The following is a 14052-nucleotide window of genomic DNA, read 5'->3' on the forward strand; positions in this document are numbered from 1 at the left end:
GCCGTATGGCAAAACAGCAGATTAAAGCGGTTTGCACACACGTTTTTCAGAATGGAGGGGAAACCTGCGACCGGAAACGGTTTACAGAGAAATGGGTAGAAATGATTAACCGTATCGAACAGGCAGAGACGAAAATTACGGAGAAAAGGCAATGACAAAAGTGCAGTTATGCGTTACAATAAAAGTAGGAAACAGCTTGTTCTTATCTGAATGAGGTATAGAACATGAAGAAAGTAGCAATTTATTGCCGTTTATCCGAAGAAGATAAAAACAAGCTATGTGCAACCGATGATTCGGGCAGCATTCAGAATCAGAAAGCAATGCTGATGCAGTATGCAGAAGAACAGGGGTGGGAAGTTTATCAGATTTATAGTGATGATGATTATACAGGTGCAGACAGGCGGCGGCCGCAGTTCAATCGGCTGCTGAAAGACGCAGAGCAACACAAGTTCGATATTATCCTCTGCAAAACACAGTCCCGCTTTACCCGCGAATTGGAGCTGGTAGAGAAGTATATCCACGGTCTGTTCCCGATTTGGGGTATTCGTTTTGTTAGCATTGTGGATAATGCGGATACGGACAACAAAGGCAACAAAAAATCACGTCAGATCAACGGCCTTGTGAACGAATGGTATCTGGAAGATATGTCGGATAATATTCGCAGTGTACTGACGAACCGCCGTGTCAACGGTTTGCATATCGGCGCGTTTGCGCTGTATGGCTATCGCAAAGACCCTGACCGCAAAGGGCATTTGCTGATAGATGAAGAGGCTGCTGCAGTGGTTCGTGAGGTGTTCAACCTGTTTGCACAGGGATATGGGAAAACTTCGATCGCCCGTATTTTGAACGCCCGCGGGATTCCCAATCCCACCGAGTACAAACGACAGCATGGCTTACGCTACAAGCAGGCGGTGAGCAAAAACAGCACCTTGTGGAAATACTTTGCGATTGCGGATATGCTGGAAAATGAAATTTACATCGGCAATATGGTGCAGGGCAAGTATGGCAGTGTGTCGTATAAAACCAAGCAGTGTAAGCCGCGTCCGAAAGATCAGTGGTATGTTGTGCGTGGTACGCACGAGCCGATTATTGACCAGGAACTGTGGGACAAGGTATGTCGGCGGCGAGCAGAGCGCAGCAGACCGTTCAGTGATGGAAAAATTGGTATTTTCGCACGCAAAGCACGGTGCGCATATTGCGGCTATACGCTTCGGTCCTCCAAGACGCAGGACCGGCACTATCTGCAATGTCCGAATCGGCATATCTCTGTGGAAGCCTGTCCCGGTGCGTTTATTGCGGTCAGCCATTTGGAGGAAGCTGTACTGGAAGAGCTGAACCGGATGGCGCAGGAATTTCTCGATAAGGATGAAGCGGCCGAGAGCGTAGCGTTCTGCAAGGATTTGCAGAAACAGAAGAAATGCCTGCAAAAGGAGATCAACACCTATCGTCAGAAGCAGGAGGAATATACAACAGGCATTCGCAATCTGTACCTCGACAAGGTAAAGGGACTGCTGACAGAGCAGGACTATCTTGCTATGTCGAAAGATTTTGCCGGAGAGCGTGATCGGCTGGAGCATGTGATCGAGGATGGCGAAAAGCAGATGCGAGAACTTGAGGAGCGAATCGCTATCGGAGATAACCGCCGTGCACTGGTCGAGAAGTACATGAACATTGAGCACCTGAACCGTGAGATGGTCGATACGCTGATTGACTATGTGACTGTCGGTCGGCGCGCCAAGGGCACGAAAACGGTTCCTGTGGAGATTCATTGGAATTTTTAATCGATTATCATAAATTGACATGTATTTATCATATTACGTATGATAACACACAAAAAAGAACAGTATGTACGCTAAAATGATGCGTAAAGGCTAAAAGATTGTTCTTACAAAGGTGTAGCTTCCGCTGCCATATCCTCAAACAGATCGGTGATCGGGTCGCCTTTGGACTGGAACGTTGCGGCGCTCCACGGCACACCGGAGGCCGACTGCGGGTAAATGCCGGTCGTGTGATCGACAAAGTAGGCGTCAAAGCCGCCCTCCTTGATCTGCTCGGGCGTGAGATTGCGCGTCAGCTGGTACACGATAGCGGAGATCATCTCCATGTGCGCAAGTTCTTCCGTGCCGATGTCCGTCAAAATGCCCTTGCATTCCTTATACGGCATGGCGTACCGCTGGTTGAGATAGCGCATGGACGCACCCAGCTCGCCGTCCGGGCCGCCAAGCTGAGAGATAACAATTTTGGCGGTCTGCGGATTCGGATTCTTGATCTTCACCGGAAATTGCAATCGTTTATCGTATGACCACATCAGTCCTCAGCTCCTTCCCACGGCCACGGATCGTCGATCCACGTCCAGTGTCCGCTGCGGGTATCCACCTCGCGGGCGGTCAGCGGACCGAATGCGTCCTCGTACTCGGCGGCGGCCTTGTCAAACGCCGTGCGCATTTCGTTGTAGTATTTGAGCGCGGCAGCGTTGTCCGGATGGCCGTCGAGGTACTCGATCACCTCAACGAGCGCGAAATCGTACATGCGCACGCGCCCGAGCAGTTTGGCCTTGTCGGTCATTGCGGCACTGCCTCCTCTCCGAGAAACGGCTTGTCGAGTGCCGGAAAGATCGTGCCGCGCGAGAACGCCAGCACCGGATCATACGGCGTATCAAATTCCTGCGTCGGCACAAAGGCCATCGCAAGTGAAAGCAGACCGGCAGGGATACTCTCAGCCGATTGTGCAGTATTGCTCATAAAATCACCCTTTCTAACAGAGTGAAGAGTGGAGAGTTAAGAGTGAAGAGATAGTGAGATTTTCGCAGTACAAACGCAAATCTTTACGTTCTCTCCACTCTCTACTCCGCACTCTCCACTCTCAATATACGCCGTTGGGTCTTAACAAGTTCCGACATTTATGTTATACTAATAGTACTCTTATAAGGGGAGGCATGAAAAATGGAGCTTTCTAAAATCAGAGAACAAAGTGCGAAGGCGGCAGAGCAGGTTTGCGAGGCGGCCAAGCTGAAGATCGGCGACCTGTTTGTGGTCGGCTGCTCGTCAAGTGAGATTCTGGGCGAGAAGATCGGCACGCATTCCAGTGTAGAGGTAGCCGAAGCGGTATTCGAGGGCATTCACAGCGTACTGCATGAGCACGGCGTGGAACTGGCGGCACAGTGCTGCGAGCACCTCAACCGTGCGCTGATCGTGGAGCGTGCTGTGGCAGAGCAGTTCGGTCTGGAGGAGGTCAACGTCGTTCCGCAGCCCAAGGCAGGCGGTTCGTTCGGCACGACCGCGTACAAGCGCTTTGATGATCCGGTGGCGGTTGAGTCGCTCAAGCAGAGCGCCTCTGCGGGCATGGACATCGGCGGAACGCTGATCGGCATGCACATCAAGCCGGTGGTCGTACCGCTGCGCATTGAGACCAAGAAGATCGGCGAAGCCGTTCTGCTGTGCGCACGCCGCCGTCCGAAGTTTGTAGGCGGCAGCCGCGCAGTCTATAACGAAAAACTTTTGTGAGGATTTTATGGGATTAAAAGCAGTTTTTTTCGATCTGGATGACACGTTATACACCAGCTTTCAGGCCGGGGACGCCTACGCCTACGAAAAGCTGGAGGAGTGGGCCATCAGCACGTTTGGAGACAAAGGCAAAGGGTTCGCGGACGCATTCCGCGTCAACCGCAAGCGTCTGGCACGGCAGCAGCCTGCCATGCCGCCTACGCATGACCGTGTGCTGTTTGCACAGGGTGCACTCGAGCGCATGGGCCTGAACGCCGTTCGCTATTCGCGCGAGGCATTCCGCGTGTACTGGAATGCGGTGTTCGCTAAGATGACCTTGCGCCCGGGCGTGGCTGAGTTTTTGGACGAGCTGCGTGCAGCGGGCATTAAGGTGGCCATCTGCACCAATATGCTGGCGGATATCCAGATGGAAAAGCTGGAGTACCTCGGCATTGCCGACAAGGTGGACTGCCTTGTTACGAGTGAGGAAGCCGGTGTGGATAAGCCGGGTTCGGCGATTTTCTGGCTGGCGATGCACAAATGCCGCTGTCTGCCGGAGGAGACCGTCATGGTTGGCGACAACTTCACGCACGATATTCAGGGTGCGCTCGACGTCGGCATTGATGGCGTGTGGCTCAACTGGACGGACAAGCCGAAACCGGTCGGTGAGTTGTCCTACACCGAGGTGAGCACATTCGAGCAGGCAGCGGCGCATATCCGCACTTTGCTCTGATCAGTTAGGGAGGACAAGGAAAGACATGCAGCATTTTGACTACAAGCCGCACGGCGTATGTCCGATGAATATCTCGTTCGATCTGGACGGTGATACTGTGCACAACGTATCCTTCAAGGGCGGCTGCAACGGCAATCTGCAGGCAATCAGCCGCGTGGTCGAGGGCATGACCGTGGAGCAGATTGAAGGCTACTTCAAGGGTATTTCATGCAACGGACGCGGCACAAGCTGCTCGGATCAGCTGGCGACAGCGGTTCGCAAGGCGAAAGAGTCTGAATAAACAGAAAGAACCGATACCTTATGGTATCGGTTCTTTCTGTCTGTCGAAAAAGTCGTATAGTCAGCATTTTTTCAGCATTTCGCGCGGCAGCGCGCATGAAATAGCATTTGCTCTGCAAATGCTCAAAAAGGGGGGAGCATGTATCAGCGCAGCGCGGCAGAGAAGCCGCGCAAGGATAGCGCCCCTTTTGAACTTCTGGAGGGAGAAAGTTTCTGTATAGGAACTTTCGGACGACTTTGGAACGGCCCACGGTCCGTTCCTGCTTGTCGGCGAAACTGTAGTTTCGCGACAGCCTCAAAGAACCGATACCTTATGGTATCGGTTCTTTTTTGCGTTTTATGGGGTGGATAGATGCTGTAAAACAGTGAGAGCAGGTGCTTCGGAGTGTTCTTCCTGCACGCATACGCCGAGCTTGTAGGCGGGATCGGGGAAATCCGGCACAAAGAGGGAGCCAGGTGCGCCGACGGTGATTGCCGGCGGCTGACAGGCGATATCTACGCAGAACTGCCGCAGCAGCCGCAGACCGCGGCCGTCGGCCTTGACGTAGCTTTCCTTGAGCGCCCACAGCGTGTAGAACGCGTTTTCGCGCTCGGCAGGCGAGAGCGAGGACAGGTACTGCACCTCATCGGGGTGGAAGAAGCGGTCGGCAATATTGGGTTTGAAGGAGCGGCACTGCTGAATGTCTACGCCGACCGGGTGGTCGCTCACCGCACAGACTGCCCATGCGGCGGAATGCGACAGGCTGAAATGAACATCCGGCGCGGCGGTCAGATACGGCTTGCCGTTCTCGTTCGCGGCAATGTCGAGCGGGCGCGGCACGGACGGACAGCAAAGGCGGATTGCCTCATCCAGCAGCAGGGAAGCGGTGAAGCTCTGCTGACGGGAGGTGCCGTGCAGGCTGTCGATATACGTCAGCCGCGCGGCGGACAGGCGGGAACGAAGCGAAATATTCATAATATCGGCGGCCGCTGCGGACAGGGCGAAAAGATGGGTCAAAGTAATGCTCCTCTTGCAACATTCATGTAATTTGCTGTCTGATTAACGAATAAATGTATCAGTCCGGAAAGGCTTCGCGGATGATGGCTGCACCGCCTTGCATTACAGTTCAAGATGGCAGCAAAGCGAGCGCTTTCTCAATCTTTTCAATCAGCCCGGAATCAGCCGGCAGCCAATCCACGCTTTTCAGTGTTTCCTTGGTCAGCCATCGCGCTTCGGCGGCCTCTAACAGTTCAAGATTACCGCGAATCAGCTGACACCAGAAGCAATCCATTGAAAGGTGAAAGGTCGGATAATCAAATTCAACGGTATCAATCAACTCGCCAACCGAAATCTCGGAGGCCAGTTCTTCCCGGATTTCTCTTTTTAAGGCCTCCTGCGGTGTTTCGCCAGACTCGATTTTTCCGCCGGGAAACTCCCACAGTCCCCTAAAGTCACCGTAGCCGCGCATGGTGGCAAAGATTTTTTCGCCATCACGAATAACTGCGGCGACGACTCGAATTGTTTTCATAAAATGCCTTCCTTATCCGACTACCAGCTTGTTCGTCTTGCGAAGATACTTCGCCGGAATTGGCTGGTCCAGATGCCATGTAATATTCATTGGCTTGCTGCCGGTGTGCTTCACATAGGCTGCCGTTCCAAGACAGGTATACGGTGCAGCGCCAATGCTGTCCTGCTTGAACTCCCGCACAAAGAGAACGACCTTGCTGCCGCGCTGCCGGTGGTTGATATAACGCTGACCGGTGCTTGCCGTATCGGAGGTCGTGCTCTGACTTTGCCAATGGAACAGGCTTTCGTTGATCGAATAGTCGTTGTACATGGTAGTCGGGGAGTAGTCCTTGTCCGCCTTGTTGAGCGTGATAAAGAACACATCGACCTGCTTGTCCGGCAGCCATTTGACACCTTCCCGCACATTTTTCGGCGTCATATAGTCCATTGCAATCAGAATTTGATCTCTGGTATAGGTGCAATGCAGGTCCAGCGGACAATCAAAGCCAAGCGGGACAGGCTGATCGATAAAGTCAATACGTTCCAGATTGAACGACAGAAGCTCGTTCAGTTCGTGCATCATGATCGGACTGTCCGCGAGCAGCTGCATGTTGGCTTGCGTAGTATGGGAACGCCAGTCTGCCGCCTCCTGAAATACGGTGATGTAGAACATTTGCAGCATGCGCTTTTCAAAATCGGAAAGCGAAGCCGCAAGTTCACAGGAGAAGCGCGGAAGAATATCCGTCAGGAACTTAATCCAGCGCCGGGAATCCACGGCAACCAGCTTGCTGAACGCCTTTGTCAGAATGCTTTCGGCAGGTTCGATAAAATCATCAAGGACGCCTGCATCTGCACAGAGACGGGAGAAGGAGAATTTACCGTAGATCGACCGCGGGTCGAGGTGATAGTAGCCGATGAAATTCTTCAAGGAAAGGGAAAGGCCGCTGTCCTGTGTGAAGGTTTCGATACGCGAGATCAGACCGGCACGGTCGCCGAAGGAGCGGCGAATATTCGCCAGAATGACTTCGGAAGCCTTCTTTTCCAGCTGGATATAGCAGCCCTTCGGCAGTGATACAAAGCCCTTTTTCACCTCGTACTGCATGCTGTGATTGCTGTGAGAGAGCAGTGCAGCAAACTTTTCTTCAAAATTGTATTTCTTGTTTGCCTGACCGATGAAATCCAAAACGGTCAGGCATTCTTTTCCTTCCGAGAGACGCAGACCGCGGCCGAGCTGCTGTAGGAAAATCGTGAGCGACTCGGTAGGGCGCAGAAAGAGAATGGTGTCAATTTCGGGAATATCAACGCCCTCGTTATACAAATCTACAACAAAGATAAAGCGGATTTCACCGGAGACCAGACGCTGTCTGGCTTCAGTTCGTTCCTTATCGCTGGAAGTACCGGTAAGGGACATGCAGGGGATACCCTTCGATGAGAAATATTCCTCCATGAATTCAGCATGCTCGACAGAGACGCAAAACCCAAGACCGCGAACCGTATTGATGTCGGTTACATACCGATAGAGAGAATTGACAATATGGCCGGCGCGCTTTTCGGCGACAGCACGGTTCAGAGAAAATACGTTGTTAAGCTCAGCTTTATCATAACCGCCGCGTGTCCAGCGAATATTGGACAGGTCAACATCATCGGAAACGCCGAAATATTGAAATGGGCAGAGCAGCTTGCGCTCGATCGCCTCCGGCAGTCGGATTTCAGATGCAATGCGGCCATTGAAGTAATCCAGAACGTTTTTTCCATCCATGCGTTCCGGCGTTGCGGTCAGACCCAATAAGATTTTCGGCTTGAAGTGGTTCAGCAGTCCTTGATAGGTGGGCGCTGCTGCGTGATGGAACTCGTCCACAATGATGAAATCGTAATAGTCCTCCGGGAGAACGTCATACAGCTTCTGGGAGGCTAATGTCTGCACCGAAATAAATAGATGCTCCAGACTGCTCGGCTTGAAGCTGCCCACAAAAAGCTCTCCGAAATTGGGATCTTTCAACACAGCACGGAAAGCACTTCGGCTCTGTTTCAGAATTTCCTCTCGATGAACGACAAACAGCAGACGGGGCTTCGAACCGGAAAAGGCTTTGCAGAACCGTCGGTAATCAAAGGCGGAGATTAAGGTTTTGCCGGTGCCGGTTGCCGCAACGACAAGATTGCGGTAATAGCCACGCACCTCGCGCTCTGCCTGCAGGCGATCCAAAATCTCCTGCTGGTAGGGGTAGGGCTGAATATCGAAAACGAACTGCATCTCGCTTGTCGGATTGGCTTTGCCGTTTGTTGACAGTGCACGCTCCAGTCTTTCCCTGCACCCGTCCTCATAGACTTCAAAGCTGGCGGTGTTCCAATAACTATCGAAGGTTGCCTCCATCTTCTGAATGGTCGGCAGCATATCCTTGGTTGTCAGCTTAACATTCCATTCCAGTCCGCTGGACATAGCCGGATTGGAGAGGTTAGAAGAACCAACGTACGCCGTGGTAAAGCCGGTTTCACGATAGAACATATACGCCTTTGCATGAAGTCTGGTACGCTCGGTATCGTAAGATACACGGATTTCTGTGTTGGGGAGATTGCGAAGCGCCTCCACCGCTTTCACATCTGTTGCGCCCATGTATGTTGTCGTAATAACGCGGAGCCTGCCGCCGCGTTCCGCAAAATGCTGAAGATCATCGATGATTAAACGAAGACCGCTCCATTTGACAAACGAAACCAGCATATCAATGCGGTCTGCGGAGGCGATTTCTTTCTTCAGCTCGGAAAACATCTGCGGCTCGTGAACTGCTCCGGTAAATAAGCTGCTTTGAGCAATCGATGTTTCAGGGCGGGGGAGATCCTTTGCTTTTTTCCGGCCGATGCGCATCATAGGATCATCGCGGGACAGCAATGCGAATAACTGCTCACCCTCATCGTCCACAGTAAAATCACGCAGGTCGTCCTGCGCTGTCTCCTGCGAAATCAGATCAACAATTTTGTTGACCAGATTTAGCTGCGCAGAAATATCGTCACCCGCAATGCGGTCAAGACCTTTGTGAACGACTTCGGACAGGTACTGCGTTAAGACAGAGGAGGACTCGGCTGTGTCGATTTTTTCGACGTGCTTGCTGTCTTCCGGCAGCTGACGCAGCTCATCTTTGATTTCGGTATTTACTACTTGCTCGTAAAGGCCTTGTTTAAGCATGAAGACGTCTCCTGTGTGATATCGTAATTCGTAATAGGTATTATTCCTTGAACTGTTTTGAGCAATTTCAACAATTTTATTGTACGCTAAACCGCGAGGAAAATCAAACCATTTATTGATGGCCAACATCCAATCTCTTGTATTTGCCCACGGTTTTGGGCACGAAAAAGAGCGCCTATTCATCCACGATGCGGGGAAAATAGACGCACTGTGTACATAACAATATGCAATATTAAACATACTACAACGATCAGTAGATGAAAAGAGAGCACTTAATCACGGGTGCTCTCTTAGATGGGCGGGTTATCAAAGCCTGCCGACTATCGCGCTTAGAATTTTTAACAGGTCCGGGTTCTCGGAGATTTTCTTCAGCAGCGACGGATCGATGCTGGAAACAGCTGTTTCTTGTGAATCAGGGGCTTTTCCACGCGTTCAAAAGTGCAGCGATGCGTGTCCGCTCCATCGGATGACCCAAGCCGTTGGCGAGGACCAGGTTGTAGTCGGTGTACTCACCCCCGAGAGCTTCCTTGGTGCGTTCCTGCTCGCGCTTCCATGATTCAAGCTGATGGGCAACGGTCGCCGGAATGAAAACCTTGCGGACGCTGGATTCGGTCTTGGGCTTTTTCAGAACGAGCATGCTCGTGTTGCGCTTCGAGCTCTGCGGGTAGAGGAAGAGGACGTCTTTTTGCTCAAGAGACTTCATGGCCGGCTTGTCGACACGCTGGAGCTCTTTTTCAATTATGATGGATGCCGTTCCGGCTGCGATGCTTTTCGGAGAAATATCGACACAGTCCCATGTCAGACCAAGAATTTCACCGATTCACATACTGTATGCAAAGGAAGGGTTGATAGCCAGCTTCAGATGGGCATCATCGCAAACATCAAGTGCGAGAAAAATCGTCTCGGCATCCCAGACTTCACGTTTTTGGGGTACAGCCTTAGGAACCGTGGCATGGAGAGTTGGATTTTTCTCCCTAAGCTCCTACTTCTGCTTGTTTTTGCCGGATATCTTGTCGCGTTCGTAATGCACGACGAGCAAACAATCATTTCTGTGAACAATTGATGCCATTATTTTCACCTTCTCGGATTAAGTTAAGGCTTTCTTTTGCCTTTCATTTAAATCCTTCACTTTTCAATATGTACTTTTTTGGCGCAAGTTTGCTGGTAACTTTTTTAAAAATTTTGGATGATATTCCGAGTCGATATTGAACTGGTTCAGAAAGAAGTTTGTATTTTTGAAAGTGTCATCTGGAGGGTATGCAGTCGAGTAAAATGTAATCGTACTGCGATTTTACCGACTCTAAAACCTGCTTTAAGACGGTCTCGCGGCTTATTGCGTTCACGAGCGAGACTTCAAGGCCGGACAGCATAATGCTGGCAGGAATGAGGTCCACGCCTTTTGTGTGTGACAGAATGGTTTCTTCGGGGTTGACAGGCCGCTCCTGCATGACGTTCGTCATTAAATCGGTCGGCGTAACCGGAAGATCATCCGGCCGGGGGTACCCGAGGGCAATGGTGAGAGAGGCCTGCGGATCGGTATCCACGAGCAGCACATGCTTGCCTTCTCTCGCAAGACCGATGCCCAGATTTTCGCAGGTCGTCGTTTTGCCGGTGCCGCCCTTTTGATTGGCGACGGCAATGATCGTTGCGGACATATTTATGCGCCTCCCTTGCCGGAAAATTTGTCGCGAGTCAGCGGCTTGCGGCGAAACACATTTTCCTTTAATGCATAGGGACAGCGGGTGAACTGACAGAAACGGAACTTAAAATCCGGGCGATAGTACAGACAGCGCGAGCAACTGCCGGGCTTATCCCCGGACAAATTCTTCTTTGCGGATTTTGCCATCCGCTCGAAGCGGCGGAAACAATCGTCGTGTTTAGTCATTTGCGGCACCTTCCTTCGGTTCCGTGTTTTTGGATGCGTTGAACTGCGTCATCAAATCCTTATAGCAGGTCGCACTCACGCAGGAGCGGCCGGATGCGTAACAGCAGCCCTCGCATTTCTTCTGCTGCTCGGATTGAATGATTTCAGCGAGATAGTAGCAGTTTTCCTGCCCGAGAATGCAGGGAACCTTGCGGTTTTTCCAGAAAAAGCAGCTGCGGCAGGTCTCGGGCTTGTCGCTGTAATACTTGACTCCATCGATCAGAACGATGTGAGGTTTGACGTCTTTTTGCACGTTAGTTGCCTCCATTCAAATGATTTTCGGATAAAATAAAACCCTGTGATGAAAATTTCACCACAGGGTTATGTTAAAAGTGATATCAGACAGTTTCCTGCTAACAGCAGGGAACAGGCTGTCACACACCATTTATTAGCAGCTTTTTGTGTTCAAAACAACCGAAAATGGCGCGTGTTATTAGAAAAATTGCGGTTTTATTAGACGATTAGACAGAATTTTTGAAATTTGTTAGAGAAAAAGAACGCAGAAATATATCTTCTGCGTTCTTGATTGGCGTCCCAGGGGGGAGTCGAACCCTCGGCCCCATGCTTAGGAGGCATGTGCTCTATCCAACTGAGCTACTGAGACATAAAAACAAAAGTTTTTGCGAGCGGCTCTTTCGTGCGGAATCGCAGCACGCGATATATTTATATTACTGCATTGAGAGCAAAAAGTCAATTCCGAATGCGGTGAAAAAAGTAAAGTGCAGCTGTGCAAAATTAAAAAATCATAATCTTGCAAGCGGGTGCAGAAAGTGATATGATACAATTATATATATGGGGTTAATGAGGGGAATCACGAAACCCATTTATTTCCCGAAGGAGGGGGCATACTTGTGAAACAAATGCACATCACCGAAACGGTGCTGCGTGACGCGCAGCAGTCGCTGATTGCGACGCGAATGCCGTTTGAGGATTTCGAGGGCATTCTCGATGAGATGGATCAGGCCGGTTATCACTCGATTGAGTGCTGGGGCGGTGCGACCTTTGATTCCTGCCTGCGCTATCTGCATGAGGATCCGTGGGAGCGTCTGCGCAAGATCAAATCTCACATGAAGAACACCAAGCTGCAGATGCTGCTGCGCGGTCAGAACCTGCTCGGCTATCACCATTATTCGGATGACACCGTGCGCCGTTTTGTTCGCAAGAGCATCGAGAACGGCATGGATATTATCCGTATTTTCGATGCGCTGAACGATCTGCGCAACATCGAGACCGCTGTGGACGAATGTCTCAAGGCAGGCGGCCATGCACAGGGTTGTATCTGCTATACGCTGAGTCCGATCCACAATCTGGAGATGTTCGTTTCGCTCGGCAGGCAGATCGAAGCTATGGGCTGCAACTCGCTGTGCATTAAGGATATGGCGGGCATTATGTCTCCGCAGGAGTGCTATGACCTGGTTACCGCACTCAAGCAGAACATCAAAATTCCGGTTTATGTGCATACACACGCGACCACCGGTCTGGGGTATATGACTTATCTGAAGGCAGCGGAAGCCGGTGCGGACGGCATCGACTGTGCGACCTCGTGCATGTCGGGCGGCACCAGCCAGCCGGCAACCGAGTCCATGGTCTACGCGCTGCAGCAGATGGGCTTCGACTGCGGCGTGGATGCTCACGAGCTGAACAGGATCAACGAATTTTTCATTCCGGTTAAGGATAAGTTCTCTGCAAACGGCACCTTTGACCCGTATGTCCTGTCCACCAAGACGGATGCGCTCATCTACCAGATTCCGGGCGGCATGCTGTCCAACCTGGTGGCACAGCTGAAGGCACAGAACGCAATCGACCGTCTCGATGAGGTACTCGCCGAAACACCGCGCGTGCGTGCCGATATGGGTTATCCGCCGCTGGTAACGCCGCTTTCGCAGATGGTCGGCGTACAGGCAACGGTCAACGTTCTCCTCGGCGGCCGTTACAAGTCGATCGGCAAGGAGATCAAGAGCTACATCCGCGGCGAATACGGCAAGGCACCGGGCGAAGTCAATCCCGAACTCGCCAAGCAGGTGCTCGGTGACGAGCAGCCGATGACCGGCCGTTTTGCCGATACGCTCGAGCCGGAATTCCCGGCTGCACGCGAGCATCTCGGCACGCATGCCCGCAGTGAAGAGGACGTCCTGTCCTATATCGCATTCCCGCAGCAGGCAGAGCAGTTCTTTGAGCGCCGGGAGCAGACCTTCACCGCAAGCTATTCGTTCAAGGAGGTTAAGTGAGCATGGTACACGATCCGATCAGCGTACTGGACGCGCTCATGATCGCCCTGTCCGGTATCGTTATTGTATTTTTGATGCTGGCACTTCTCTGGGGTGTCATCGCTGTTATTTCCCGTGTGATGGGCGTGCTCGAAAAGCACACCGCGCATCCGGCTTCGGTCAGTGCAGCGGCTCCGGCGGCTGCGGCTCCGGCTCCGGCAGCAGCACCTGCACCGGTTCCGCAGGTCAAGCTGGAAGGCGTCAGCGAGGTGGAGGCGGCCTGCGTTATGGCTATTGTCAGCCACGAAACGGGCATTCCGCTCGATCAGCTTGTATTTAAGTCCATCAAGGCGGTTTAAGGGGAGAAAGAAACATGAAATATCAGGTATCGCTTAACGGCAAGCAGTTTGAAGTAGAAGTAGAAAAGGGATCGGTAAGCGCAGTACCGACCGGCGCGGCTCCCGCACCGGCACCGGCTGCAGCAGCACCGGCACCCGCGGCAGCGCCGGCTCCGGCAGCAGCACCCGCACCCGCAGCAGCGCCTGCAGGCGGCGAGACCGTTGCAGCGCCCATGCCGGGCACCATTCTGGATATCCGATGCACGGCAGGTCAGGCCGTTAAGGGCGGCGATGTGCTGTTCATTCTCGAGGCCATGAAGATGGAGAATGAGATCTGCGCACCGCATGACGGCACGGTCGGCACTGTCTGCGTACAGAAGGGCGCTTCCGTACAGACCGGCGCAGCACTCTGCACGATGTAACGG

The 14052-nt window shown here is 52.2% G+C and carries 16 protein-coding genes, 1 tRNA gene and 2 pseudogenes; 8 read left to right on the top strand and 11 right to left on the bottom strand.

Annotation, left to right across the window (positions count from 1 at the left end; genetic code table 11):
- Positions 1 to 5 precede the first annotated feature (5 nt).
- Positions 6 to 155 (top strand): hypothetical protein, encoded by a 150-nt coding sequence (locus tag C7386_RS13370; RefSeq protein WP_165815445.1) that lies wholly within the window; start codon positions 6 to 8, stop codon positions 153 to 155.
- 69 nt (positions 156 to 224) lie between these two features.
- Positions 225 to 1781 carry a recombinase family protein gene (locus C7386_RS03090; protein WP_110437251.1) on the top strand — a complete coding sequence of 519 codons (1557 nt, stop codon included), beginning with the start codon at positions 225 to 227 and terminating at the stop codon, positions 1779 to 1781.
- Between the two features lie 119 nt (positions 1782 to 1900).
- On the opposite strand, the pseudogene C7386_RS03095 reads toward C7386_RS03090, so the two are convergent.
- The 3 genes and pseudogenes from C7386_RS03095 to C7386_RS03105 form a co-directional block, all read right to left on the bottom strand.
- Positions 1901 to 2308, bottom strand: a pseudogene (locus C7386_RS03095) (manganese catalase family protein); the annotation flags it as partial.
- Positions 2308 to 2565: a spore coat protein CotJB gene (locus C7386_RS03100; protein ID WP_110437249.1), complete on the bottom strand. Its 258-nt coding sequence runs from the start codon at positions 2563 to 2565 to the stop codon at positions 2308 to 2310. The gene C7386_RS03100 and the pseudogene C7386_RS03095, both read right to left, overlap by 1 nt.
- A complete protein-coding gene (locus tag C7386_RS03105; protein ID WP_110437248.1) occupies positions 2562 to 2741 on the bottom strand; it encodes a spore coat associated protein CotJA in 180 nt (59 codons plus the stop codon). The genes C7386_RS03100 and C7386_RS03105 overlap by 4 nt, the downstream gene beginning before the upstream one ends.
- Positions 2742 to 2942: 201 nt before the next feature.
- On the opposite strand from C7386_RS03105, the gene C7386_RS03110 reads away from it, so the two are divergent.
- The 3 genes from C7386_RS03110 to C7386_RS03120 are packed head-to-tail and all read left to right on the top strand — an operon-like array spanning position 2943 to position 4495.
- A complete protein-coding gene (locus tag C7386_RS03110) occupies positions 2943 to 3503 on the top strand; it encodes a TIGR01440 family protein (RefSeq protein ID WP_110437247.1) in 561 nt (186 codons plus the stop codon).
- Positions 3504 to 3510: 7 nt separating this feature from the next.
- Positions 3511 to 4215, top strand: a complete 705-nt coding sequence (locus C7386_RS03115; protein ID WP_116704832.1) for an HAD family hydrolase — start codon at positions 3511 to 3513, stop codon at positions 4213 to 4215.
- A gap of 25 nt (positions 4216 to 4240) precedes the next feature.
- On the top strand, positions 4241 to 4495 hold the full coding sequence (locus tag C7386_RS03120; protein WP_110437245.1) for a TIGR03905 family TSCPD domain-containing protein: 255 nt from the start codon (positions 4241 to 4243) through the stop codon (positions 4493 to 4495).
- 336 nt (positions 4496 to 4831) lie between these two features.
- Here the strand turns inward: C7386_RS03120 and C7386_RS03125 are convergent, their stop codons facing one another.
- The 8 genes and pseudogenes from C7386_RS03125 to C7386_RS03165 all read right to left on the bottom strand — a co-directional run bounded on the left by C7386_RS03125 (position 4832) and on the right by C7386_RS03165 (position 11686).
- Positions 4832 to 5491 (bottom strand): 4'-phosphopantetheinyl transferase family protein, encoded by a 660-nt coding sequence (locus C7386_RS03125; RefSeq protein WP_116704833.1) that lies wholly within the window; start codon positions 5489 to 5491, stop codon positions 4832 to 4834.
- A 109-nt stretch (positions 5492 to 5600) separates the two neighbouring features.
- Entirely contained in the window at positions 5601 to 6002 is a 402-nt protein-coding gene (locus tag C7386_RS03130; RefSeq protein ID WP_110437243.1) for a (deoxy)nucleoside triphosphate pyrophosphohydrolase, read from the bottom strand.
- A gap of 12 nt (positions 6003 to 6014) precedes the next feature.
- Positions 6015 to 9158, bottom strand: a complete 3144-nt coding sequence (locus C7386_RS03135) for a DEAD/DEAH box helicase (RefSeq protein ID WP_116704834.1) — start codon at positions 9156 to 9158, stop codon at positions 6015 to 6017.
- A gap of 412 nt (positions 9159 to 9570) precedes the next feature.
- The gene (locus tag C7386_RS03140; protein WP_116704835.1) at positions 9571 to 9861 is read right to left on the bottom strand and encodes a site-specific integrase; all 291 of its coding nucleotides are present in this window, start codon (positions 9859 to 9861) and stop codon (positions 9571 to 9573) included.
- Positions 9862 to 10408: 547 nt separating this feature from the next.
- Positions 10409 to 10813: pseudogene (locus C7386_RS03150) on the bottom strand (ParA family protein); the annotation flags it as partial.
- A gap of 2 nt (positions 10814 to 10815) precedes the next feature.
- Positions 10816 to 11043 (bottom strand): hypothetical protein, encoded by a 228-nt coding sequence (locus C7386_RS03155; protein WP_116704838.1) that lies wholly within the window; start codon positions 11041 to 11043, stop codon positions 10816 to 10818.
- Entirely contained in the window at positions 11036 to 11335 is a 300-nt protein-coding gene (locus C7386_RS03160) for a hypothetical protein (RefSeq protein WP_242988066.1), read from the bottom strand. The genes C7386_RS03155 and C7386_RS03160 overlap by 8 nt, the downstream gene beginning before the upstream one ends.
- Before the next feature lie 274 nt (positions 11336 to 11609).
- Positions 11610 to 11686, bottom strand: a tRNA-Arg gene (locus C7386_RS03165).
- Between the two features lie 256 nt (positions 11687 to 11942).
- Between C7386_RS03165 and C7386_RS03170 the strand changes: the two genes are divergently transcribed.
- From C7386_RS03170 to C7386_RS03180, 3 genes are read left to right on the top strand one after another with little or no spacing between them, the layout of a single operon-like run.
- A complete protein-coding gene (locus C7386_RS03170) occupies positions 11943 to 13310 on the top strand; it encodes a pyruvate carboxylase subunit B (RefSeq protein ID WP_207736812.1) in 1368 nt (455 codons plus the stop codon).
- A 2-nt stretch (positions 13311 to 13312) separates the two neighbouring features.
- A complete protein-coding gene (locus tag C7386_RS03175) occupies positions 13313 to 13648 on the top strand; it encodes an OadG family protein (RefSeq protein WP_110437379.1) in 336 nt (111 codons plus the stop codon).
- A 14-nt stretch (positions 13649 to 13662) separates the two neighbouring features.
- Positions 13663 to 14049, top strand: a complete 387-nt coding sequence (locus tag C7386_RS03180; protein ID WP_110437380.1) for a biotin/lipoyl-containing protein — start codon at positions 13663 to 13665, stop codon at positions 14047 to 14049.
- The last annotated feature ends 3 nt before the right edge of the window (positions 14050 to 14052 follow it).

Source organism: Agathobaculum butyriciproducens (genome assembly GCA_003096535.1).
Lineage (GTDB): Bacteria > Bacillota > Clostridia > Oscillospirales > Butyricicoccaceae > Agathobaculum > Agathobaculum butyriciproducens.

Coding starts and splice junctions, on each gene's coding strand:
- C7386_RS03135 (WP_116704834.1), bottom strand. CDS start 9,158: ATGCTTAAACAAGGCCTTTACGAGCAAGTAGTAAATACCGAAATCAAA.
- C7386_RS03180 (WP_110437380.1), top strand. CDS start 13,663: ATGAAATATCAGGTATCGCTTAACGGCAAGCAGTTTGAAGTAGAAGTA.
- C7386_RS03105 (WP_110437248.1), bottom strand. CDS start 2,741: ATGAGCAATACTGCACAATCGGCTGAGAGTATCCCTGCCGGTCTGCTT.
- C7386_RS03090 (WP_110437251.1), top strand. CDS start 225: ATGAAGAAAGTAGCAATTTATTGCCGTTTATCCGAAGAAGATAAAAAC.
- C7386_RS03120 (WP_110437245.1), top strand. CDS start 4,241: ATGCAGCATTTTGACTACAAGCCGCACGGCGTATGTCCGATGAATATC.
- C7386_RS03175 (WP_110437379.1), top strand. CDS start 13,313: ATGGTACACGATCCGATCAGCGTACTGGACGCGCTCATGATCGCCCTG.
- C7386_RS03130 (WP_110437243.1), bottom strand. CDS start 6,002: ATGAAAACAATTCGAGTCGTCGCCGCAGTTATTCGTGATGGCGAAAAA.
- C7386_RS03110 (WP_110437247.1), top strand. CDS start 2,943: ATGGAGCTTTCTAAAATCAGAGAACAAAGTGCGAAGGCGGCAGAGCAG.
- C7386_RS03170 (WP_207736812.1), top strand. CDS start 11,943: ATGCACATCACCGAAACGGTGCTGCGTGACGCGCAGCAGTCGCTGATT.
- C7386_RS03140 (WP_116704835.1), bottom strand. CDS start 9,861: ATGAAGTCTCTTGAGCAAAAAGACGTCCTCTTCCTCTACCCGCAGAGC.
- C7386_RS03100 (WP_110437249.1), bottom strand. CDS start 2,565: ATGACCGACAAGGCCAAACTGCTCGGGCGCGTGCGCATGTACGATTTC.
- C7386_RS13370 (WP_165815445.1), top strand. CDS start 6: ATGGCAAAACAGCAGATTAAAGCGGTTTGCACACACGTTTTTCAGAAT.
- C7386_RS03115 (WP_116704832.1), top strand. CDS start 3,511: ATGGGATTAAAAGCAGTTTTTTTCGATCTGGATGACACGTTATACACC.
- C7386_RS03155 (WP_116704838.1), bottom strand. CDS start 11,043: ATGACTAAACACGACGATTGTTTCCGCCGCTTCGAGCGGATGGCAAAA.